This window comes from Pseudomonas sp. TH31 (genome assembly GCF_016650815.1).
Lineage (GTDB): Bacteria > Pseudomonadota > Gammaproteobacteria > Pseudomonadales > Pseudomonadaceae > Aquipseudomonas.
Genome location: NZ_JAEKEZ010000022.1, coordinates 192,396 through 215,429, shown reverse-complemented (window position 1 = coordinate 215,429; position 23,034 = coordinate 192,396). Strand labels below are relative to the sequence as shown.

The window sequence follows — 23,034 nt, the reverse complement described above, 5'->3', positions numbered from 1 at the left end:
GCGCAGCATTCCCACCCCACGCAAACATAAAAACAATCACGCCATATCACAGCAATAAAATCTCGCAAATCTCGCCTTTTCGGATATTCCTCTCAATTTTTTCCGACTGCTTGCCAACCTTAACCCCGGCGGTTAGGGTTGAAGACATGAAAACCTCTCACACCCTCATTCAGCTTCGCCAGCACCGCAGCCTGTGCCTCGTCAGTGCACGACTGCCGGGCTGAATTGCGGTGCCTCGCCTGACACGTATCCCCAAGAACTTTTGATCCACCGGCAGGCCGCCTTTTTTCGGCCCACACAATAAGGATTTCCCGATGAGCATGCTCAAAGACCCGTCTTCGAAATACCGCGCGTTCCCGACTATCGACATCCCGGACCGCACCTGGCCGTCGAAGACCATCACCGCCGCGCCGATCTGGTGCAGCTCGGACTTGCGTGACGGTAACCAGTCGCTGATCGAGCCGATGGACGCGGTCAAGAAGCTGCGTTTCTGGAAAACCCTGGTACAAGTGGGCGTGAAGGAAATCGAAGCGTCGTTCCCGGCGGCTTCGCAAACCGACTTCGACTTCGTGCGGACCCTGATCGAAGACGGCCACATCCCGGACGACACCACCATTCAGGTGCTGACCCAGGGCCGTGAAGACTTGATCGAACGCACTTTCGAATCCCTGCGTGGGGCGAAGAAAGCCATCGTTCACCTGTACAACGCGACTTCCCCTTCCTTCCGCCGCATTGTCTTCAACCAGGACAAGGACGGGATCAAGGCCATCGCCGTGAACGCTGCCAAGCTGTTCGTCAAATACGCCGCCCTGCAGCCGGACACCGAGTGGACCTTCGAATACTCGCCGGAAACCTTCAGCGCCACCGAACTCGAGTTCGCCAAAGAAGTCTGCGATGCGGTGATCGAAGTCTGGAACCCGACGCCTGAGCACAAGGTGATCCTCAACCTGCCGGCCACCGTCGAATGCGCGACCCCGAACATCTATGCCGACCAGATCGAATGGTTCGGCCGTCACATCAACCGTCGTGACAGCGTGATCATCAGCCTGCACACCCACAATGACCGTGGCACTGGCGTTGCCGCCACCGAGCTGGGCCTGATGGCTGGCGCCGACCGTGTCGAAGGCTGCCTGTTCGGCAACGGCGAGCGCACCGGTAACGTTGACCTGGTCACCGTCGCGTTGAACCTCTACACCCAGGGCATTCACCCTGAGCTGGACTTCTCCGACATCGACGGCGTGCGCAAAGTCGTCGAAGAGTGCAACCAGATCCAGGTTCACCCACGTCACCCGTACGTCGGCGACCTGGTGCATACCGCGTTCTCCGGCTCGCACCAGGATGCGATCCGCAAGGGCTTCGCCCAGCAGAAACCGGACACCCTGTGGGAAGTGCCGTACCTGCCGATCGACCCGGCCGACATCGGCCGCAGCTACGAGGCGGTGATTCGCGTCAACAGCCAGTCGGGCAAGGGCGGTATCGCCTACCTCCTGGAACAGGAATACGGCATCAGCTTGCCGCGTCGCATGCAGATCGAGTTCAGCCAGGTCGTGCAGCGTGAAACCGACCGCCTGGGTCTGGAGATGACCGCCCAGCAAATCCACGCACTGCTGCACAGCGAGTACTTGCAGGCCAACACGCCTTACGCGCTGGTCAGCCATCGCTTGCAGGAAGAGAACGGCAACAGCTCGGTCGAAGTGGAAGTCTCGGGCAAGGGCCAGGGCGAAACCAACCTGCACTGGCGCGGCAAGGGCAACGGCGCCCTGGAAGCACTGGTGGCCGGGTTGCCGATCCCGGTGGAAATCATGGACTACAACGAACATGCCATCGGCGCGGGCACCCATGCCAAGGCGGCGGCCTACATTGAACTGCGGGTTGACGGCCAGCGTGCGGTGCATGGCGTGGGTATCGATGAAAACATCACCACCGCCAGCTTCAAGGCCCTGTTCAGCGCGCTGAACCGCTCGCTGAGCCAGCCGCAAGCGAAAGAAGCGGCGTAAGCGTTCGCTGAAATGCAAAAGGCCCGGGGTGAAAACCTTGGGGCCTTTTTATTTGTGCCGTTTGAAGATCAAAAGATCGTAGCCTTCGGCAGCTCCTACAAGAGATCGCACTCCTGTAGGAGCCGCCGAAGGCTGCGATCTTTTCGGGTATCAGGTGAACTCGAAGGTATCGGCATCCAGATTCGCCGGAAACCGCGTGCGATAAGCCGCCAGTTCCGCCGCCTCCAGCACCACCTGAAACACGCCATCCGCGTCGCCTGCGCTGAGCAATGTCTCGCCCTGGAAATCCAGCACCTGACTGTCGCCGGTATACCCAAAGCCCTTGCCGTCAGTACCAATCCGGTTCACCGCCGCCACATAGCACAGGTTCTCGATCGCCCTCGCCGGCAGCAAACGGTTCCAGTGCTGACGCCGTGCACCTGGCCAATTGGCGGTGTACAGCAGCAAATCGGTGTCCTGGGCATCACGACTCCAGACCGGGAAGCGCAGGTCGTAGCAAATCAGCGGCCGAACACGCCAGCCCTTGAGTTCAAACTGCACCTGGCGCTCGCCGGGGGTGTAGTGGTTGTGCTCGCCAGCCATGCGGAACAGGTGACGCTTGTCGTAATGCAACACTTCGCCATCCGGCCGCGCCCAGAGCAGGCGATTGCGGTGGCTACCATCGGCCGCCTGAACAATCACGCTACCGGTAATCACAGCGTCCAGCTTCGCAGCCTGAACCTTCAGCCACTTAGTGGTTGGACCATTCTGCGCTTCGGCGAGGGTCTCGGACTGCATGGAGAACCCGGTGGTGAACATCTCCGGCAGGATGATCAGGTCCGCGCCGCGGGCCTGTTCCAGCAACTGCTCGAAATGCTCCAGGTTGGCCTGGCGGTCGTGCCAGGCCAGGGTGGTCTGGATCAACGCGACATTCAGGTTGGGCAGCACACTCAGATCACGCATAGCTTTTCCGCTGCTTCACGCAGGGTCTCCTCACGTTTGGCGAAGCACAGCCGCACCAGGCGCTGGCCGACCGGTGGGTTCTGGTAGAACACCGAAACCGGGATGCTCGCCACGCCGTGTTCGCGGGTCATCCACATGGCCATCTCGACGTCGTTAAGGTCCGGGCGAATCTGCGAATAATCGACCAACTGGAAATAGGTGCCGGTCACTCGAGTGAAGCTAAAGCGCGACGGCGCCAGCAGATCGCAGAACAGATCGCGCTTGGCCTGATAGAAGCCTGGCAGCTCCTCGACGTGTTCCGGATGCTCGGCCATGTAATCGGCCAACGCATATTGCAGCGGCGTCACGCCACAGAAGCTGACGTACTGGTGGACCTTGCGCAGCTCCGCCGTGAGGGCCGGAGGTGCGACGACGTAGCCGGTTTTCCAACCGGTGACGTGGTAAGTCTTGCCGAACGAACTGACGACGAAGGCACGTTTATACAGCTCTTCGTGGGCCAGAACACTGACGTGGGGCACGCCGTCGAACACCAGGTGTTCGTAGACCTCGTCACTGATCACATAAATGTCGCGGTCGCGGATCAAGGCGGCCAGTTGATCCAGCTCGGCACGGCTGATCAGCGCGCCACTGGGGTTGTGCGGGGTGTTGAGGATGATCATCCGCGTACGCGGGCTCAGGGCTTGCGCGAGCTTCTGGAAGTCGATGGAGAAGTCCTTCAGGCCCAACTGCACATGAACGCAACGGCCACCGGCCAGCTCTACCGCCGGCTCGTAGCTGTCGTAGGCCGGGTCGAACACAATCACTTCATCGCCGCTGTGGATAACCGCCTGAATCGCGCAGAAGATCGCCTGGGTCGCGCCGGGGGTGACGGTTACTTCATGGTCGGCATCAACATGGGCGCCGTAGCTGCGGGCGATCTTTGCCGCAATCTGCTGCCGCAACACCGGCAAGCCGGTCATCGGCGAATATTGGTTGTGGCCGCTGGCGATATGCCGCCCGACCGCATCGCGCAAGGCTTGAGGGCCGTCGAAATCGGGAAAACCCTGGGACAGGTTGATTGCCCCGGTTTGCGCCGCGAGTTGGGACATCTGAGTGAAGATAGTGATGCCGACATTCGGCAGCTTACTGGTGATCATCGGTGGTTCCCTGCTCTACACCCGGCTCTAACGGCGGCGCGGGAGAGCCCGAGGATAGCCCAAACGGCGTCCATAAAAAAGGGCGCTCTGGTGAGCACCCTTTTTATGATCGAACCCTGTAGGAGCTGCCGCAGGCTGCGATCTTTTCAGCGATCACACAGCCCAAGATCAAAAGATCGCAGGCTTCGCCAGCGCCTACAAAAGCCGATGAGCATTCCCACACATGAAGGCGGGAACGATCATCTCAATCAACGCTTGTCGCGGCGCTTCTTGTCGGCTTTCTTGTGGTGCGACATCATCCGACGCTTCTTGTTGACCTGACGGTCGGTGAGCGAATTCTTGTTGCCTTCGTACGGGTTCTCGCCGCCCTTGAACTCGATGCGGATCGGCGTACCAACCAGCTTCAAGACCCGACGGTAAGTGTTTTCCAGATACCGCACATAAGACTTCGGCACCTTCTCGATCTGGTTACCGTGAATCACGATAATCGGCGGGTTGGCACCACCCAAGTGGGCATAACGCAGCTTGATCCGGCGGTTGTTGACCATCGGTGGCGCGTGCTCACCGACCGCATCTTCCAGAATCGTGGTCAGGCGGTTGGTTGGCCAGCGGGTGACCGCGGACTTGAACGAGTTCTGAACCGAGGCGTAGAGGTTACCCACGCCAGTGCCGTGCAGCGCCGAGATGAAGTGGATATCGGCGAAGTCGACGAAGAACAGCCGACGTTGCAGCTCGACTTTCACGAAGTCGCGCTCGCCTGGGGTCATGCCGTCCCACTTGTTGATCGCGATCACCAGCGCACGACCGGCTTCAAGGGCGAAGCCCAGCAGGTTGAGGTCGTGGTCGACGACACCTTCACGGGCGTCCATCACGAAGATGACGACGTTGGCGTCTTTGATCGCTTGCAAGGTTTTGACCACGGAGAATTTTTCGACTTCTTCGTGGATCTTGCCGCGCTTGCGCACACCGGCGGTGTCGATCAGCGTGTACTTCTCGTCGTTACGCTCGAAAGGAATGTAGATACTGTCGCGAGTGGTGCCGGGCTCGTCATACACGATTACCCGGTCTTCACCGAGCATACGGTTGACCAGCGTCGACTTGCCGACGTTCGGACGGCCGATGATGGCGATCTTGATCCCGTCTTTTTCGCTTGGGCCAGGAATGCGCTTGGCTTCCTCGCCTTCGGCAACGATCTCTTCCTCGCCGTCTTCTGGCTCTTCTTCGTCTTTCGGGAAGGTGCTCAGGGCGATTTCGAGCATCTGGGTGATGCCACGACCGTGGGCACCGGCGATCGGAATCGCGTGGCCCATGCCCAACGGGGCAAACTCGGCGCGGGCCATTTCAGGGTCGATGTTGTCGACCTTGTTGGCAACCACGTAGGAACGCTTGTTACGTTTGCGCAAATGCTCGGCGATCATCTGGTCGGCGGCGGTGAAACCGGCCTTGGCATCTACCAGGAACAGAACGACATCGGCTTCTTCAATGGCCAGCAGCGACTGCTCGGCCATTTTTTCGTCCATACCGTGCTCGTCACCGGAGATACCGCCGGTGTCGACCAGAATGTAGGAACGCCCTTGCCACTTGGCCTCACCGTATTGGCGATCACGGGTCAGACCGGACAAGTCGCCGACGATGGCGTCACGAGTCCTGGTCAGGCGGTTGAACAAGGTGGACTTGCCGACGTTCGGTCGGCCCACCAGGGCGATTACGGGAACCATGCGGCTCTCCACTTCGTTATTTCAGAAAATACAAAAGCCGCTGCGAGGCAGCGGCTGGTGCTCGGGGCAGCGCTTGAAGGCGCCGCAAGCCTTGCAGAACAAGGCCGCTTGGGGGTTAAACCCCAAGCATAGTCAAATCTTTACTTAATGGTCAGGGCTTCCAGTTTGCCACTGTTGCCATATACATAAATCGTGTCACCCACCACCAGCGGACGGGCGCGCAGGCCGTCGCTGTCGATGCGTTCGCGGCCGACGAAGCGACCGTCCACCTGGCTCAGCAGGTGCAGGTAGCCTTCCATATCGCCGACTGCAACGTAGCTGGAGAACACTTCCGGAGCCGACAGCTGACGGCGAGCCAGCGAATCGTTGGTCCACAAGGCTGTGGTGGAACGCTCGTCAACGCCTTCGACGGTGCCCGAAGACAGGCTCACGTAGACGCTGCCAAAACCCTGGGCGACACCGGCATAGCTGGAAGCATCACGCTGCCAGAGCTGACGACCGCTTTCCAGGTCCAGTGCCGCAACGCGACCCTGGTAGCTGGCAACGTACAGTGTACCGCCGGACAGCAGCAAACCGCCGTCGATGTCGACCACGCGTTCCAGTTCCGAACGACCCTGTGGAATCGCAACCCGCTGTTCCCACACCGGCACGCCGTTGGTAATGTCGAGCGCGACCACTTTACCGGTCGACAGGCCCGCCACTGCAAGGCGGTTGGTGACGATAGGGGCACTGGTGCCGCGCAGGGTCAGGACCGCTGGCGTGCTGTCATACAACCAGCGCTGGGTACCGGTGGAAGCATCCAGGCCGATCAGACGATCGTCCTGAGTCTGAACCACTACAACGTCACCGTTGTTGGCCGGCGGTGCGAGTACTTCGCTGGAGACGCGAGCCTTCCATTTCTCTTCACCGTTGCTGGCGTCCAGGGCAACGATTTCGCCCTTGAGCGTACCGATCAGAACCAGACCGTAACCTACGCCAACGGCGCCGGAGACAGGCAGGTCGAGATCTTTCTTCCATTTGACGTCACCAGTGTTGCGATCCATCGCCACCACAACGCCTGTGACGTCGGCCGCATAAATGGTATCGCCATCGATCGCCGGCACCAGCATGTTGTAGGTTTCGCCCTGACCGTCACCGATCGAACGACTCCACTGCTTGTGCAGGACCACTTCTTCTTTGAAGTCGACCAGCTCGGCCGGCGGCAATTCTTTTTTGCTGTTGCTGCTGCAACCCGCGGCCAAAATGGCCAGGGCCAGCAATGCTGCATGTTTCCAACGGATCACGTCACGCATCCCCTTTGGCCAGGTCGTCCAGCTTGATTTGTAGGCCGCCGACTGCCGCTTCATCCGACAGTGCCGCCTTGGCTTTTTGATACGCCGTGTTCGCTTCGTCGGTACGACCCAACTGCACCAGCAGGTCGCCCTTGAGTTCTTCGCGAGTGGCCAGGAACGACTTGTCGGCATCGCCTTCAAGCAGTTTCAAGGCGTCTTCGACCTTGTTCTGCGCCGCCAGCACCTGCGCCAGACGCTGACGGGCGATTTCGCCCAGTGCCGGGTTCGCCGGTTTGTCGGTAATGGCTTTCAGCTCGCTGGCAGCATCGTCCAGCTTGCCGCTGTCGACCGCGACTTTCGCCACGAACAGGCTGCCGTATTGCGCATAAGCAGAACCGCCGAACTCGCTGTTGAGCTTGCCGGCCAGGTCCGCAACACGGGCTGCGTCAGGCTTGCCGTCAGGCGTCAGCGTGGTTTCCAGCAGTTGCTGATAGAGAATCGAGGCGCCTTGCGACTGATTGCTCTGATACTTGTGGAAGGCCTGCCAGCCGAACACGATGACCAGCGCCAACAGGCCGCCAGTGACCAGGGGCTTGCCGTTACGTGTCCACCAGTCCTTAAAATCCGCCAGTTGTTCGTCTTCGGTACTCGACACCCCAATACTCCTTAATCGCTAAATCGGCTGTTTGACAGCTTCAACCCTGCACGACGCAGGTGGCCAGGTGTGCAGCGAGCGCATCCCAGGCAATGCTTTGTTGTTCGCCCTGGCCACGCAGGGGTTTGAAACCTACCACTTGCTGGGCCATCTCGTCGTCACCGAGGATCAGCGCATACAGCGCACCGCTCTTGTCGGCTTTCTTGAACTGACTTTTGAAACTGCCAGCGCCGGCATTGACTTGCAGGCGCAGGTTGGGCAACTGGTCACGAACACGTTCACTCAAGGCCAGACCGGCCAGCTCGGCGGCTTCACCGAAGGCGCAGAGGTAGACGTCGACCTGACGGGAAATCTCTTGCGGAATCTGCTCCAGGGTTTCCAGCAACAGCACCAGGCGCTCGATGCCCATGGCAAACCCAACGCCGGTGGTCGGCTTGCCGCCCATCTGCTCGACCAGGCCGTCGTAACGACCACCGGCACACACTGTGCCCTGGGCGCCCAACTTGTCGGTGACCCATTCGAAAACGGTCTTGCTGTAGTAGTCCAGCCCGCGAACCAGCTTCGGGTTGATCACGTAAGGAATACCGGCAGCGTCGAGGCGAGCCTTGAGGCCCTCGAAGTGCACGCGCGATTCGTCGTCGAGGTAGTCGGCCATTTTCGGCGCATCGACCAATACCGCTTGAGTGTCGGCGTTCTTGGTATCAAGAACTCGCAGCGGGTTGGTTTTCAGACGACGCTGGCTGTCTTCGTCGAGCTTGTCCAGGTGAGCCGACAGGAACTCGACCAGGGCTTCGCGATAACGACCGCGAGACTCGGCGGTGCCCAGGCTGTTGAGCTCAAGCTTGACCGCATCACGGATACCCAGCTCGCCCCACAGGCGCCAGGTCAGCACGATCAGCTCGGCATCGATGTCCGGACCATCCAGGTTGAAGACTTCGCAACCGATCTGGTGAAACTGGCGATAACGACCTTTCTGTGGACGTTCGTGGCGGAACATCGGGCCGATGTACCAGAGTTTCTGCACCTGGCCACCGCCGGTAATACCGTGCTCGAGCACCGCACGTACGCAGGCCGCCGTGCCTTCAGGGCGCAGGGTCAGGGAGTCGCCGTTGCGGTCGTCGAAGGTGTACATCTCTTTTTCAACGATGTCGGTCACTTCACCGATGGAGCGCTTGAACAGCTCGGTGAATTCGACGATCGGCATGCGGATCTGCTTGTAACCGTAGTTATCCAGCAGACGCGAGACGGTGCCCTCGAAATGACGCCACAGGGGCGTCTGCTCGGGCAGGATGTCGTTCATGCCACGAATGGCTTGCAGAGACTTGCTCACTATAAATCCTTAAATTCGTTCGATCAGCCGCGAGCGATTACTGCTGCGTCGGCTTCGACCTTTTCGGCCGCTTTCTGGCGGATCAAGCGTTCAAGCTCATCCACCAGATTATCATTCGTCAGTTTCTGCGCTGGCTTGCCGTCGATGTAAATCAGGTTTGGCGTGCCGCCAGTCAAGCCGATATGGGCTTCCTTGGCTTCGCCCGGCCCGTTGACCACGCAACCGATGACCGCGACATCCAGCGGCACCAGCAAATCTTCGAGGCGCCCTTCCAGCTCGTTCATGGTTTTGACCACATCGAAGTTCTGCCGCGAGCAGCTCGGGCAGGCGATGAAGTTGATACCACGGGAACGCAGGTGCAGGGATTTGAGAATGTCGTAGCCGACTTTCACTTCCTCGACCGGGTCAGCCGCCAACGAGATGCGAATAGTATCGCCAATCCCTTCGGCGAGCAGCATACCGAGGCCCACGGCGGATTTCACCGTGCCTGAACGCAAACCACCGGCTTCGGTGATGCCCAGGTGCAATGGCTGGACGATTTCCTTGGCCAGCAAGCGGTAGGCAGCGACGGCCATGAACACGTCGGACGCCTTCACGCTGACCTTGAAGTCCTTGAAATTCAGGCGTTCCAGGTGTTCGACGTGGCGCAGGGCCGACTCGACCAGCGCGGCCGGGGTCGGCTCGCCGTATTTCTTTTGCAGGTCTTTTTCCAGGGAACCGGCGTTCACGCCGATGCGGATCGGGATCCCACGGTCACGGGCCGCATCGACCACGGCACGCACGCGATCTTCACGACCGATGTTGCCCGGGTTGATGCGCAGGCAGTCAACGCCCAGTTCGGCCACGCGCAAAGCGATCTTGTAGTCGAAGTGAATGTCGGCAACCAACGGCACCTTGACCAGTTGCTTGATCTTGCCGAAAGCCTCGGCGGCGTCCATGTCCGGCACGGAAATGCGCACGATATCGACGCCAGCGGCTTCCAGGCGATTGATCTGGGCCACGGTGGCGGCCACGTCATTGGTGTCGCTGTTGGTCATGCTCTGCACAGCGATAGGCGCATCGCCGCCAACAGGCACGTTACCGACCCAGATCTTGCGGGATTCGCGACGTTTGATTGGAGATTCGCCGTGCATGACTTATTGACCCAACTTCAGGCGAGCAGTCTCGCCACTGGTGAACGGAGCGACATCAACCACCTGCCCGTTGTAGCTGACTTGCGCGCCACGGGCAAAGCCCAGACGCACGGCAAAGGGTGGCTTGCCGCTGACGGATACGTTTTCGCCTTTGCGCTTGAGACCGCTCAACAGCACTTTGCCGCTGCCGTCAGTCACTTGCGCCCAGCAATCAGCAGTGAATTGCAGTTGAACCTGGCCCTGGCCGGCCACCGGAGCGGCTGCGGCAGTCGCGGCGGGTGCAGCAACAACCGGAGCAGCCACCGTCGGCGCGGGAGCGACTGGAGTTGCAACGACAGGCGCCGCATTGTGAACCGGTGCCGCAGGCGTTACAGCCGGGACTACGGGGACTGGAGCAGGCGTGGTCGGTTCTGCTTCGGCCGGGGCTTGAGCCGAAGTCTCGGCTGGCGGCGAGGCAAGCGTGGTTGCACCTTCAGTCTGACCTAGCGCGACAGCCTGGTCTTCCGGCTCGTCCAGCGGATGGATCTGGGTGGTGCCGTCGGCGCCTTCGACTTCAACGTGTTCCGGGGTCAGGCTGGCCAGGTCCTTGGTGCGAAGCGAAGTTTGATCCTGCCACCAGACAAAACCACCGCCAATCACCGCGATCAGCAACAGCAGGCTGACAATTCGCAAAATGGTGTGGGAAACCCGAACCGGCTCTTCAATACGACCCAGGCTATGGACGTTACTGCCCTGGGAGTCGGTGCCGGTGGACTGGTCGAACTGCTGGACCAGTACGGTCTGGTCCATACCGAGCAATTTGGCGTAAGCGCGAATATAGCCGCGAGCAAAGGTATGCCCTGGCAGCTTGTCGAAAGCGCCGGATTCCAGATTACCCAGGGAACTGACGGTGAGGTTGAGCTTGAGAGCCACTTCGGCCAGCGACCAGCCATTGCTTTCGCGGGCCTGGCGCAAAGTCTCACCGGGATTAACGCGATTCGCTGCTACAACTTCGGGATGCGCCGCTTTCATCATTGCTCCGACAGGTATTGCTGATATTCCGGCGTACCGGGATAGAGTCGTTTTAATTGCAGGCCAAAACTGGCGGCCTTGTCGCGATCTTCAAACACTTTTGCCAGCCGAACGCCGAGCAATAGACTACGTGCATTTTGCTCGGTGAGCAGGCTAAAACGGTCGTAATAGTCACGTGCGGGCACATAATGCCTGTCTTCGTAAGACAACTCAGCCATTTCCAGCAATGCGCGTGGTTGTTGGCGGTTCAAACGCAGGGCTTTTTCCAGTTGCTGGCGGGCCAGATCACGCTGGCCAAGCTTGGAAGCGGTCATGCCCAAGCTCTCGAACACCCGCGAACGCTCAGGATACAGGGTATCGGCGGCGGCCTGCTCAAAGCGTTCGTACGCTTCCTTGTAGCGTTTTTCTTCGTACAGAAAACTGCCGTAGTTGTTCAGGATTCGAGCATCGCCGGGACGGGAAGACAGCGCCTTGCGAAAATGCTGGTCGGCCAGCTCCGGCTCCATCTCCGCCTGAAACACCAGACCCAGCGCCGCGTTGGCGTCAGGGTCCGAATCATCCAGATCCAGCGCCTTTTTCAACGGCACTTTTGCCCGCTCGGTCATCCCTTGCTGCAAGTACCCCAGCCCCAGCTGCACGTAGGCGGCACGCGCTTCGTCGCGGCCCTTGCTGGTCTTCATCGGGTTGAAATCACCCGACAGGACACAACCAGCACAGAGGCTGGCCAACAGCACAAGCAGCGCAAAGCGCAGGGACATAGAGATCCTCTCTTAATTATTGTTCGCGGCGTTCTGTGCCAAATCGTTCTCGGCGCTCAATTCACGCACCGCGATATAACGCTCGCTGCGACGGGTGCGATCCAGCACCTGCCCTACCAATTGGCCACACGCGGCATCGATGTCTTCACCACGCGTAGTACGCACGGTGACATTGAAGCCGGCATGGTGAAGCTGATCCTGGAAACGGCGAATGGCGTTGTTGCTTGGACGCTCATAGCCGGAATGCGGGAACGGGTTGAACGGAATCAGGTTGATCTTGCAGGGTACATTCTTGAGCAGTTCGATCATCTCGACGGCGTGCTCAACCTTGTCGTTGATGTCCTTGAGCATGGTGTACTCAATGGTCAACACACGTTTCTCGCCCAAGGTCGCCATGTAGCGCTGGCACGATTCGAGCAGCATCTTAAGCGGATATTTCTTGTTGATCGGCACCAATTGGTTACGCAATGCGTCATTGGGTGCGTGCAGCGACAACGCCAGGGACACGTCGATGTGCTTGGACAGCTCATCGATCATCGGCACCACGCCCGAAGTGGACAGGGTCACGCGGCGCTTGGAGATCCCGTAGCCCAGGTCATCCATCATCAGATGCATGGCAGCCACGACGTTGTCGAAGTTCAGCAGCGGCTCACCCATGCCCATCATCACCACGTTGGTGATGGCACGGTCGGCGGTCGCCGGGATGCTGCCGAACGATTTATTGGCAATCCACACCTGGCCGATCACTTCGGCCGCGGTGAGGTTGCTGTTGAAACCTTGCTTGCCGGTGGAGCAGAAACTGCAATCCAGGGCACAGCCTGCCTGGGACGAAACGCACAACGTGCCGCGTTTGCCCTGGGGAATGTAAACGGTCTCGACGCAGCTGCCGGACGCCACGCGCACCACCCACTTACGGGTGCCGTCGGTGGAAATGTCCTCGCTGACGACCTCAGGACCGCGAACTTCAGCAATGACCTTGAGCTTGTCACGCAAGGCTTTGCTGACGTTCGTCATGGCGTCGAAATCATCGACGCCAAGGTGGTGAATCCATTTCATTACCTGACCGGCACGGAAACGCTTCTCCCCGATTGAGTCGAAGAATTTTTCCATTTCCAGCTGAGTCAGACCCAGCAGGTTAGTTTTAACAGTCGATGTAGTCATGGATTCACCTTCACTCATAAGCCAATGCTTAGCGAGTGGTTACTTCAGTAGCTGCGAAGAAGTACGAGATTTCGCGAGCAGCAGCGGCTTCGGAGTCCGAACCGTGTACAGCGTTGGCGTCGATCGAATCAGCGAAGTCAGCGCGGATGGTGCCGGCAGCAGCTTCTTTAGGGTTGGTAGCGCCCATCAGCTCACGGTTCAGAGCGATAGCGTTTTCGCCTTCCAGAACCTGAACGACAACCGGACCGGAGATCATGAAAGCAACCAGGTCGCCGAAGAAACCACGAGCGCTGTGCTCAGCGTAGAAGCCTTCAGCTTCAGCTTTGGACAGTTGCTTCAGTTTCGAAGCTACAACGCGCAGGCCAGCTTTTTCGAAACGAGTGGTGATCTCGCCGATAACGTTTTTTGCAACAGCGTCAGGCTTGATGATGGAGAAAGTACGTTGAACAGCCATGGTGTAACTCCAGAAACGGTAATTTGTGAAAAATTAAACCCGCGAATTATACGCGGGTTCTTGGGTATTGCCTAACTGCGTGCGGGCAGCGACCTCTGCCCTTTGCAGGAGCTGCCGAAGGCTGCGATCCTTTGATCCTGGTCTTGGGCTTGAGATTCAAGTGGCACAGGGGAAAAGATCGCAGCCTCGCTTCGCTCGTCAGCTCCTACTCTGCTTCTTCGATCCAGGCGGCCTGAATGGCTTCAAGCACCTTCTCGCCACCGCGGGTCGGATCATCACTGAACTCCGGCAATGCCAGCACCCATTTGTGCAGATCGACGAAGTTCACGTAACGCGGGTCCGTATCCGGCTTGGATTCAGCCAGTTGGATCGCGATTTCCAGCACATCAACCCATTTCAGACTCATGTCACTTCCTTGAATCAGTGCGGCGCTTCAGCCGCATGGTTGAGCGAGTATTTCGGAATTTCAACGGTCAGGTCTTCAGTCCCGACAATCGCCTGACAGCCTAGACGAGATTGCGGTTCCAGACCCCAGGCCCGATCGAGAAAGTCTTCTTCCAGCTCATCGGCTTCTTCGAGCGAGCTGAAACCTTCACGAATGACGCAGTGACAGGTGGTGCAGGCGCAAACGCCACCACAGGCGCTTTCCATCTCGATGTGGTTGTCATGGGCCACTTCGAGAATGGACTTACCGGTTTCAGCCTCGACAACCATACCGTCCGGGCAATGCTCGGCGTGAGGCAGAAAAATGATCTGCGGCATCAGTTATTCCTCGATTTCATTCAGGTTGCGCCCCGCCAGAGCGGCTTTCACCGTCGAATCCAGGCGGCGGGCAGCAAAGGCATCGGTCACTTGCGACAGACGCTTGGTCTGCTGCTCGATGGCGAAACCATCGGTGCCTTTCATCAATTCGGTCAGTTCCTGCATCTGCAACTCGATGACCATGCGCTCTTCGGCGTCGAGCAGGCGTTCGCCGTCGACATCAATGGCGCCCTGCACCGCTTCGATCAGGCGCTGGGCATCGACTTGCTGCTCACGCAGTACACGGGCGACTTTGTCGTCGTTGGCGTACTCGAACGAATCCTTGAGCATTTTGGTGATTTCGCCGTCGGTCAGGCCGTAGGACGGCTTGACCTGAATGCTGGCTTCAACACCCGAACCCAGCTCGCGTGCCGCGACGCTGAGCAGACCGTCGGCATCGACCTGGAAGGTCACGCGAATCTTCGCCGCACCGGCCACCATTGCCGGAATGCCGCGCAATTCAAAGCGTGCCAGGGAGCGGCAGTCGCTGATCAGCTCGCGCTCACCCTGCAAGACGTGGATCGCCATGGCCGACTGGCCATCTTTATAAGTGGTGAAATCCTGGGCGCGGGCGACGGGGATGGTGGTGTTGCGCGGAATCACCTTCTCCATCAGGCCGCCCATGGTTTCCAGCCCCAGAGACAACGGAATCACGTCGAGCAGCAGCAGTTCGCCACCGTCACGCTTGTTGCCTGCCAAGGTATCGGCCTGGATCGCGGCACCGATGGCCACCACTTGATCCGGATCGATTTCGGTCAACGGCTGGCGACCAAAGGCTTCGGCAACAGCGTCGCGAACACGAGGCACGCGGGTCGAACCGCCGACCATGACCACGGCGTGCACTTCATCCAGCTCGATGCCGGAATCACGTACGGCGCGACGGCAAGCTTTCAGGCTGCGGGCAACCATCGGCTCGATCAGCGCATCGAAGGCTTCGCGAGTCAGTTGGGCTTTCCAGTCACCATAAGCAACTTCAACGGTCGCGACGGTGGTCAGCGCTTCTTTTGCTGCACACGCAGCTTGCAGCAGATGACGTTGTGCCCCCGGATCGAGGTCGGCGGACAAACCGGCGCTCTCGATGATCCAGCCAGCGATGGCGTGATCGAAGTCGTCGCCGCCCAGGGCGCTGTCGCCACCGGTAGCTAGCACTTCGAACACACCGCCGGTCAGGCGCAGAATCGAAATATCGAAGGTACCGCCGCCCAGGTCATAAATAGCGACCAGGCCTTCGGCGTGTTGATCCAGACCGTAAGCCACAGCGGCAGCGGTCGGCTCATTGAGCAGACGCAGCACGTTCAGACCGGCCAGTTTGGCCGCATCCTTGGTGGCTTGACGTTGAGCATCGTCGAAATAGGCCGGAACAGTGATCACCGCGCCTACCAACTCACCGCCCAACGTCGACTCGGCGCGCTGACGCAGCACCTTGAGGATTTCGGCGGAGACTTCGACCGGGCTTTTCGGGCCTTGCACAGTGTCGATGAACGGCATGTGCGACTCGCCACCGACAAAGCGGTACGGCAGTTGGTCGCCCAATTGCTTGACGTCGGACAGACCACGACCCATCAAGCGCTTGACCGACAGCACGGTGTTCAAGGGATCAGTAGCGGCGGACAGCTTGGCGGATTCGCCCACTTCCACGCTATCAGCGTGATAGCGCACGGCAGACGGCAGGATGACCTGCCCGTCGGCGTCGGCCAGAGGTTCGGAAAGACCACTGCGCAATGCAGCGACCAGCGAATTGGTAGTGCCCAAGTCGATCCCCACAGCCAGACGACGCTGGTGCGGTTGAGGACTTTGGCCGGGTTCGGCGATCTGCAGTAGGGCCATCGTAATCAGGACTTATCTGTATATCAGGCGTGCGACCGGAGCGGCACTGGGTTAATCGTCGAGGCGCTCTTCTAACTGGCGCACTTCGTAGGTGAGCTTGTCGAGAAACTGCATGCGCCGCATCAGGCGTTCGGCCTGTTCACGTTGCGCTGCGTCATCCCAACAGGCTGCGAAGCTTTCGTTCAGCTCATCCTGCGCGACCTTCAAGCGGCGCTTGAACACGGCAATGCCGGCCAGGTCGGCGCTGTCTTGCAGGTCTTCGAGTTCTTCGCGCCATTGCATCTGCTGCAGAAGAAACTCCGGATCATGCACCGTGACCTCCAGCGGCAACTCGCGACCACCCATGGCGAGCAAGTAACGCGCGCGTTTTGGGGGATTCTTGAGCGTCTGGTAGGCCTCGTTGAGGTTCGCGGATTGCTCGAGCGCCAACCGCTGCTCGCGCTCGGAAGCGTCGGCAAAGCGATCCGGATGAACACCGCGCGCCAACTCACGATAGCGCGTGGCCAACTGCTCGAGATCCAGACGGAAACTCGGCTGCAGTTCAAATAAAGCGAAATGACAAGGAATACCCACGCGCAGCCTCAGATGTTGAAGCTTTCGCCGCAGCCACATTCACCGCGTACGTTGGGATTGTTGAACTTGAAGCCTTCGTTCAACCCTTCCTTGACGAAATCGAGCTCGGTGCCGTCCAGGTACGCCAGGCTTTTCGGGTCGATAATCACTTTCTCGCCGTGACTTTCGAACACCTGATCCTCTGCAACCACCTCATCGACGAACTCCAGCACGTAGGCAAGGCCGGAACAGCCCGTGGTGCGAACACCCAGGCGAATCCCTTCACCTTTGCCGCGCCCGTTGAGGGAGCGTCGCACGTGTTGAGCAGCCGCTTCTGTCATGCTGATAGCCATCGGTGACTCCTTACTCGTCGCCAAATCTTGAAAGTCAGATCAAGCCTTTCTTCTGCTTGTAGTCGCGAACGGCCGCTTTGATAGCGTCTTCAGCGAGTACGGAGCAGTGGATTTTCACTGGCGGCAAGGCCAGTTCTTCGGCCAGCTGAGTGTTCTTGATGGTCTCTGCTTCATCCAGAGTCTTGCCTTTCATCCACTCGGTCGCCAGGGAGCTGGAGGCGATAGCCGAACCGCAACCGTAGGTCTTGAACTTGGCGTCTTCGATGATGCCTTGCTCGTTAACCTTGATTTGCAGACGCATCACGTCGCCGCACGCCGGGGCGCCGACCATGCCAGTGCCGACATCAGGGTCTTGCGCGTCCATCTTGCCGACGTTGCGCGGGTTCTCGTAGTGGTCGATGACCTTTTCGCTGTAAGCCATGATTCTTAATCCTCACTCATCAGAGAGTCGCTCTTGAGCCCTGAAACCTTAAGTTCACAGGGCCGGTTTGCGGCGACTTGAAATCAGTGTGCCGCCCACTCGATTTTCGAAATGTCGACACCGTCTTTGTACATGTCCCACAGCGGCGACAAAGTGCGCAGCTTGGTAACGGCCTCGCAGACTTTCTGCGCGGCATAGTCGATTTCTTCTTCGGTGGTGAAACGGCCGAAGGTGAAGCGAATCGAGCTGTGTGCCAGTTCGTCGTTGCGGCCCAGGGCGCGCAGTACGTACGAAGGCTCAAGGGAAGCCGAAGTGCAGGCCGAACCGGACGAAACCGCCAGATCCTTGAGGGCCATGATCAGCGACTCGCCTTCAACGTAGTTGAAGCTCAGGTTCAGGTTGTGCGGTACGCGGGCGGTCATGCTGCCGTTGATGTACAGCTCTTCCAGGTCTTCGACCTGTTTGAAGAAGCGGTCGCTCAAGGCTTTGATGCGCACGTTCTCGGCAGCCATGTCTTCCTTGGCTACGCGGAAGGCTTCACCCATGCCGACGATCTGGTGGGTCGCCAGGGTGCCGGAACGCATGCCACGCTCGTGACCGCCGCCGTGCATGGTCGCTTCGATGCGAACACGCGGCTTGCGGCTGACGTACAGCGCGCCGATGCCTTTAGGGCCGTAGGTTTTGTGGGCAGAGAACGACATCAGATCGACTTTCAGCTTCGACAGGTCGATCTCGACCTTGCCGGTGGACTGAGCCGCGTCAACGTGGAACAGAATGCCCTTGGAGCGGGTCAGTTCGCCGATGGCTTCGATGTCGTTGATGGTGCCGATTTCGTTGTTCACGTGCATGACCGAAACCAGGATGGTGTCGTCACGCAGTGCTGCTTCGATCATTGCCGGCGTTACCAGACCATCGGTCTGAGGCTCGAGGTAGGTCACTTCGAAGCCTTCACGCTCCAGTTGGCGCATGGTGTCGAGGACAGCCTTGTGCTCAATCTTGGTGGTGATCAGGTGTTTGCCCTTGGTCGCATAGAAATGCGCCGCACCCTTGATTGCCAGGTTGTCGGACTCGGTGGCGCCGGAGGTCCAGACGATTTCACGCGGGTCGGCGTTGACCAGGTCAGCGACCTGACGACGAGCGTTTTCGACGGACTCTTCAGCTTTCCAGCCGAACACGTGGGAACGGGACGCCGGGTTACCGAAGTTTCCGTCGACCAGCAGGCATTCACTCATCTTTTGCGCGACACGCGGATCAACCGGGGTGGTCGCAGAGTAATCAAGGTAAATCGGCAATTTCATGGACTATCTCCTAAATCAGGCTGGCTGGCGTGCCGCTAGCTCTTTGGCTGTCATTCGACGGCGGACGCTTCAATCTTGTCCAGGCGTGGCGCCTTGCCATTGCAACGGCGCTGATCCTGACGCTGGGCTACTTCTTGCACCTCACGGCGAGTCACAAGATCAGCCAAGCTGATACCACTCAAAAATTCGTGAATCTGCAGGCTCAGATCGCACCACAAGTGGTGGGTCAGACAGGTGTCGCCTTGATGGCAATCACCCTGGCCCTGGCATTTGGTTGCATCAACCGATTCGTTGACCGCATCGATCACCTGGGCGACCTGGATGCCCTGCATGTCGCGGGACAGTTGGTAGCCACCGCCCGGGCCACGAACGCTGGAGACCAGATTGCTACGACGCAATTTGGCAAAAAGCTGTTCGAGGTAGGACAGGGAGATGCCTTGGCGCTCGGAGATATCGGCCAGGGACACCGGCCCGTGCTGCGCATGCAACGCCAGGTCGAGCATGGCGGTTACGGCGTATCGGCCTTTTGTAGTCAGTCGCATGGACAATTACCACGGAGTTCAGAATGGGGCGAGTATGCAATTCCCGAGTATTTAAGTCAACTATAAGACCTAGTACTTTAGTCAGGTTTACCCGCAAAAGAGCGCGCGCATCATAGCAGGGTCTGCGGCCTAATGGCACACCGGTCAACGCCGTGCCATTGCCTGATTGCGACCTGTGACGATACTGCCGCTGATTGCAAACCCTGACACAACCTATTATGTAGGAGCTGCCGAAGGCTGCGATCTTTTGATTTTGCTTTTATAAAGCGCAGATCAAAAGATCGCAGCCTTCGGCAGCTCCTACAAAGGGCTTAGCCGGCTTTGGTTTCGTCCTTGCCTTTGACGCAGGCGAAGTCTTCTTCGCGCAATTCAGGCAAATCCTTGGCGCAGTAATTACTGCCCAGATCCTTCAAGGCGCCGCACATTCCCTCCAGACGACCATCGACCGCCTGCAGGTGATCCAGCAACTGACCAATGGCACGCGCCACCGGGTCCGGCATGTCTTCACCGACGCCATAGGCATCGAAGCCGATCTTCTCGGCCATGGCCTTGCGCTTGGCATCTTGCTCTTCATCGGACTTGACGATGATCCGCCCCGGAATCCCGACGACCGTCGCACCCGGCGGAACAGCCTTGGTCACCACCGCATTGGAACCGACCTTGGCCCCGGCGCCGACCGTAAACGGGCCCAGCACCTTGGCGCCCGCGCCGACGACGACACCGTCTTCGAGGGTCGGGTGGCGCTTGCCTTTGTTCCAGCTGGTGCCTCCGAGGGTCACCCCTTGATAAAGGGTGACGTCGTTGCCGATTTCGGCGGTTTCACCGATGACAATGCCCATGCCATGGTCAATAAAGAAGCGACGACCGACCTTGGCACCTGGATGAATCTCGATCCCGGTCAACCAGCGCCCGAAGTTCGAAACCACCCGCGCCAGCCACTTCCAGCCCATGCCCCACAGGGCCGACGACAGGCGATGAATCCAGATGGCATGCATGCCGGGGTAGCAAGTCAGGACTTCAAAAGCGTTACGCGCTGCCGGATCACGGTGGAAAACACTCTGGATATCTTCACGCAAACGCTCAAACATTTTTCAATCCTTCCGTTTAAGAAGCTCACCACGGGCCGCTTTCTGGGTTTCCGTGAGGATGCCACGCAATATATTCATTTCCGCCCGGCTGACCGAGCTTCGTCCGTACAACCGACGCAGGCGCGCCATCAAGTGCCGCGGTTTTTCCGGGTCGAGGAATTCGATGGCCACCAGGGTTTGTTCCAGGTGCTCATAGAATCGCTCCAGCTCATCCATGGTCGCCAGTTCACCACTCTTGGTGGACGCCACTTCATCCTTCTCGACCTTGCTCGGCTGACCTTGGGCCGCGAGCCAGGACATGCGCACTTCATAACTCAACACCTGCACCGCTGCCCCAAGGTTCAGCGAGCTGAACTCGGGGTCTGATGGGATATGCACGTGATAATGACATCGCTGCAGCTCTTCATTGGTCAGGCCGGAATCTTCACGACCAAAGACCAAGGCGATTTCTGCGCCCTGCCCGGCTTCCTCGACCACTTTCACACCGCATTCGCGGGGATCAAGCAGCGGCCAGGGAATGCGCCGGTCTCGGGCGCTGGTGCCGAGGACCAGATTGCAGCCGACCAAGGCATCTTCCAAGGTGGCGACGACTTGCGCGTTTTCAAGGATGTCACCGGCACCGGAGGCACGGGCATCGGCCTCGTGATGCGGGAATAACCGCGGCTCGACCAGCACCAGCCGCGACAGGCCCATGTTCTTCATGGCACGCGCAGCCCCGCCGATATTGCCGGGATGGCTGGTATTGACCAGGACGACACGAATGTTTTGCAGCACGGGAGGCGATCTCGAACACTAAATTGGGGAGCAGAATCTTACAGCTCAACCTACCGTTAAGCTATGAAAGCGAACACCGACCTTCACCTGTAGAAACTTTCTGATAGAATGCCCGGCTTTCTTTAACAACCTTAGGTGACACATCCATGCAGCCCATGCTGAATATCGCGCTGCGCGCCGCCCGCAGCGCCAGTGAATTGATCTTCCGCTCCATCGAGCGCCTGGATACCATCAAGGTCGACGAAAAAGACGCCAAGGATTACGTATCCGAGGTGGATCGCGCCGCCGAACAGAAAATCATCGACGCGCTGCGCAAGGCCTACCCTACCCACGGCATTCTCGGCGAAGAAACCGGCATGCACCCGGCAGCGGCGAAGGCGAAGAATACCTGTGGATCATCGATCCGCTGGACGGCACCACCAACTTCCTGCGCGGCATTCCACACTTCGCTGTCAGCATCGCCTGCAAATACCGCGGTCGCCTGGAACACGCTGTTGTTCTGGACCCGGTTCGCCAGGAAGAATTCACCGCCAGCCGTGGTCGCGGCGCTCAACTGAACGGTCGTCGCCTGCGCGTCAGCGGTCGCACCAGCCTGGACGGCGCCCTGCTGGGTACCGGCTTCCCGTTCCGTGACGACCAGATGGACAACCTCGACAACTACCTGGGCATGTTCCGCGCCCTGGTTGGCCAGACTGCCGGCATCCGCCGCGCCGGTTCGGCGAGCCTGGACCTGGCCTACGTGGCTGCCGGCCGTTTCGATGCGTTCTGGGAATCGGGCCTGTCCGAGTGGGACATGGCGGCAGGCGCCCTGCTGATCCAGGAAGCTGGCGGCCTGGTGAGCGACTTTACCGGCGGTCACGACTTCCTTGAGAAAGGCCACGTCGTTGCCGGCAACACCAAATGCTTCAAGGCAGTCCTGACGGCCATCCAGCCGCACCTGCCGGCTTCGCTGAAACGCTAAGCAAGCGCCACAAAAAAAGCACCCTTCGGGGTGCTTTTTTTATGCCTGCACTATTCAAAACCTGGCCCTGTAGGAGCTGCCGAAGGCTGCGATCTTTTGACTTTGATTTCTGATCTTTAAGATCAAAAGATCGCAGCCTTCGGCAGCTCCTACATGATGAGTGGCCTGTATCGCGCACCCTGAGTTTTCAGGGCACAAAAAAGCACCCTTTCAGGTGCTTCTTTTTGATTCTGGCAATCAGCTCATCACTGAGCCGGTTCGTTCTGCGACAAAACCAGCTTGCCTTCCTTATCGACCGGAATCTGATTACCCGGATCGCGATCCATCCGCACCTTGCCTTCCTTGCCGTCCAGCGAGTAACGGACGTCGTAGCCGACAACCTTGTCGCTGATGTCATTCACAGTGTTACACCGGGTCTGAGTCGTGGTGTAGGTATCACGGTTCTGCATGCCTTCCTGGACCTTGTTGCCGGCATAACCGCCGCCAACAGCGCCCGCAACGGTGGCAAGCTTCTTGCCATTACCGCCACCGACCATGTTGCCCAACAGGCCACCACCGACCGCACCGAGCACCGTACCCATGATCTGGTGCTGGTCCTTGACTGGCGCTTGCCGAGTTACTGCAACGTCCTTGCACACTTCACGTGGAGTCTTGATCTGTGTTTTTACCGGCTCAACGGCCAACACTTGCGCATACTCAGGGCCGCTTTTTACCAGGCTGTAGGTGGCAACAGCGCCCCCGGCAGTCACACCGACAGCACCCAGTACCGCACCAACCAGCAACGACTTGTTCACATGAACCTCCTGACCATCACATGCGGGTCAAAGCCCGCGCTTCTCCCAGCCTTGGAG

At 59.1% G+C, this 23,034-nt stretch carries 23 protein-coding genes and 1 pseudogene; 2 read left to right on the top strand and 22 right to left on the bottom strand.

Annotated elements, in window-relative coordinates; genetic code table 11:
* Window positions 1-314 precede the first annotated feature (314 nt).
* On the top strand, window positions 315-1,997 hold the full coding sequence (gene leuA / locus JFV26_RS15690; protein WP_201193735.1) for a 2-isopropylmalate synthase: 1,683 nt from the start codon (window positions 315-317) through the stop codon (window positions 1,995-1,997).
* 150 nt (window positions 1,998-2,147) lie between these two features.
* Here leuA and JFV26_RS15685 read toward each other — a convergent pair whose 3' ends face one another.
* The 21 genes from JFV26_RS15685 to trmJ form a co-directional block, all read right to left on the bottom strand.
* Entirely contained in the window at window positions 2,148-2,939 is a 792-nt protein-coding gene (locus tag JFV26_RS15685; RefSeq protein ID WP_201193733.1) for an amidohydrolase, read from the bottom strand.
* Window positions 2,927-4,075, bottom strand: a complete 1,149-nt coding sequence (locus tag JFV26_RS15680) for a pyridoxal phosphate-dependent aminotransferase (protein ID WP_201193731.1) — start codon at window positions 4,073-4,075, stop codon at window positions 2,927-2,929. The genes JFV26_RS15685 and JFV26_RS15680 overlap by 13 nt, the downstream gene beginning before the upstream one ends.
* Before the next feature lie 248 nt (window positions 4,076-4,323).
* On the bottom strand, window positions 4,324-5,793 hold the full coding sequence (gene der / locus JFV26_RS15675; protein WP_201193729.1) for a ribosome biogenesis GTPase Der: 1,470 nt from the start codon (window positions 5,791-5,793) through the stop codon (window positions 4,324-4,326).
* 140 nt (window positions 5,794-5,933) lie between these two features.
* Window positions 5,934-7,085: an outer membrane protein assembly factor BamB gene (gene bamB / locus JFV26_RS15670; protein ID WP_201193727.1), complete on the bottom strand. Its 1,152-nt coding sequence runs from the start codon at window positions 7,083-7,085 to the stop codon at window positions 5,934-5,936.
* Entirely contained in the window at window positions 7,078-7,719 is a 642-nt protein-coding gene (locus tag JFV26_RS15665; protein ID WP_201193725.1) for a tetratricopeptide repeat protein, read from the bottom strand. Before JFV26_RS15665 ends, bamB begins: the two co-directional genes overlap by 8 nt.
* Before the next feature lie 40 nt (window positions 7,720-7,759).
* Window positions 7,760-9,049 (bottom strand): histidine--tRNA ligase, encoded by a 1,290-nt coding sequence (gene hisS / locus JFV26_RS15660; protein ID WP_201193723.1) that lies wholly within the window; start codon window positions 9,047-9,049, stop codon window positions 7,760-7,762.
* A gap of 23 nt (window positions 9,050-9,072) precedes the next feature.
* Window positions 9,073-10,182, bottom strand: coding sequence for a flavodoxin-dependent (E)-4-hydroxy-3-methylbut-2-enyl-diphosphate synthase (gene ispG, locus JFV26_RS15655; protein WP_133840204.1), 1,110 nt, complete (start codon window positions 10,180-10,182; stop codon window positions 9,073-9,075).
* Between the two features lie 3 nt (window positions 10,183-10,185).
* Entirely contained in the window at window positions 10,186-11,193 is a 1,008-nt protein-coding gene (locus JFV26_RS15650; protein ID WP_201193721.1) for a RodZ domain-containing protein, read from the bottom strand.
* Window positions 11,193-11,951, bottom strand: coding sequence for a type IV pilus biogenesis/stability protein PilW (gene pilW, locus JFV26_RS15645; RefSeq protein WP_201193719.1), 759 nt, complete (start codon window positions 11,949-11,951; stop codon window positions 11,193-11,195). The genes JFV26_RS15650 and pilW overlap by 1 nt, the downstream gene beginning before the upstream one ends.
* A 12-nt stretch (window positions 11,952-11,963) precedes the next feature.
* Window positions 11,964-13,112 carry a 23S rRNA (adenine(2503)-C(2))-methyltransferase RlmN gene (gene rlmN, locus JFV26_RS15640; RefSeq protein ID WP_169373238.1) on the bottom strand — a complete coding sequence of 383 codons (1,149 nt, stop codon included), beginning with the start codon at window positions 13,110-13,112 and terminating at the stop codon, window positions 11,964-11,966.
* 28 nt (window positions 13,113-13,140) lie between these two features.
* Window positions 13,141-13,566, bottom strand: a complete 426-nt coding sequence (gene ndk, locus JFV26_RS15635; RefSeq protein ID WP_007916882.1) for a nucleoside-diphosphate kinase — start codon at window positions 13,564-13,566, stop codon at window positions 13,141-13,143.
* Between the two features lie 205 nt (window positions 13,567-13,771).
* On the bottom strand, window positions 13,772-13,972 hold the full coding sequence (gene iscX / locus JFV26_RS15630; protein WP_201193717.1) for a Fe-S cluster assembly protein IscX: 201 nt from the start codon (window positions 13,970-13,972) through the stop codon (window positions 13,772-13,774).
* A 14-nt stretch (window positions 13,973-13,986) separates the two neighbouring features.
* The gene (gene fdx / locus JFV26_RS15625; protein WP_201193715.1) at window positions 13,987-14,328 is read right to left on the bottom strand and encodes an ISC system 2Fe-2S type ferredoxin; all 342 of its coding nucleotides are present in this window, start codon (window positions 14,326-14,328) and stop codon (window positions 13,987-13,989) included.
* Window positions 14,329-14,331: 3 nt separating this feature from the next.
* A complete protein-coding gene (gene hscA / locus JFV26_RS15620; RefSeq protein ID WP_201193713.1) occupies window positions 14,332-16,194 on the bottom strand; it encodes a Fe-S protein assembly chaperone HscA in 1,863 nt (620 codons plus the stop codon).
* A gap of 51 nt (window positions 16,195-16,245) precedes the next feature.
* Window positions 16,246-16,767, bottom strand: a complete 522-nt coding sequence (gene hscB / locus JFV26_RS15615) for a co-chaperone HscB (protein WP_201193855.1) — start codon at window positions 16,765-16,767, stop codon at window positions 16,246-16,248.
* Between the two features lie 8 nt (window positions 16,768-16,775).
* Entirely contained in the window at window positions 16,776-17,099 is a 324-nt protein-coding gene (gene iscA / locus JFV26_RS15610) for an iron-sulfur cluster assembly protein IscA (RefSeq protein ID WP_007903589.1), read from the bottom strand.
* Window positions 17,100-17,133: 34 nt separating this feature from the next.
* Window positions 17,134-17,520 carry a Fe-S cluster assembly scaffold IscU gene (iscU, locus tag JFV26_RS15605; RefSeq protein WP_003185157.1) on the bottom strand — a complete coding sequence of 129 codons (387 nt, stop codon included), beginning with the start codon at window positions 17,518-17,520 and terminating at the stop codon, window positions 17,134-17,136.
* A gap of 83 nt (window positions 17,521-17,603) precedes the next feature.
* Window positions 17,604-18,818 (bottom strand): IscS subfamily cysteine desulfurase, encoded by a 1,215-nt coding sequence (locus JFV26_RS15600; protein WP_201193711.1) that lies wholly within the window; start codon window positions 18,816-18,818, stop codon window positions 17,604-17,606.
* A gap of 50 nt (window positions 18,819-18,868) precedes the next feature.
* Window positions 18,869-19,360 carry a Fe-S cluster assembly transcriptional regulator IscR gene (gene iscR / locus JFV26_RS15595; RefSeq protein WP_054045389.1) on the bottom strand — a complete coding sequence of 164 codons (492 nt, stop codon included), beginning with the start codon at window positions 19,358-19,360 and terminating at the stop codon, window positions 18,869-18,871.
* A 311-nt stretch (window positions 19,361-19,671) separates the two neighbouring features.
* Window positions 19,672-20,448: a serine O-acetyltransferase gene (cysE, locus tag JFV26_RS15590; protein WP_201193709.1), complete on the bottom strand. Its 777-nt coding sequence runs from the start codon at window positions 20,446-20,448 to the stop codon at window positions 19,672-19,674.
* A 3-nt stretch (window positions 20,449-20,451) separates the two neighbouring features.
* Entirely contained in the window at window positions 20,452-21,222 is a 771-nt protein-coding gene (gene trmJ / locus JFV26_RS15585) for a tRNA (cytosine(32)/uridine(32)-2'-O)-methyltransferase TrmJ (protein ID WP_201193707.1), read from the bottom strand.
* 146 nt (window positions 21,223-21,368) lie between these two features.
* Here trmJ and suhB point away from each other — a divergent pair.
* Window positions 21,369-22,183: pseudogene (gene suhB, locus JFV26_RS15580) on the top strand (type III secretion system regulator SuhB).
* Between the two features lie 245 nt (window positions 22,184-22,428).
* Here the strand turns inward: suhB and JFV26_RS15575 are convergent.
* A complete protein-coding gene (locus tag JFV26_RS15575) occupies window positions 22,429-22,977 on the bottom strand; it encodes a glycine zipper 2TM domain-containing protein (RefSeq protein WP_201193704.1) in 549 nt (182 codons plus the stop codon).
* Window positions 22,978-23,034 lie beyond the last annotated feature (57 nt).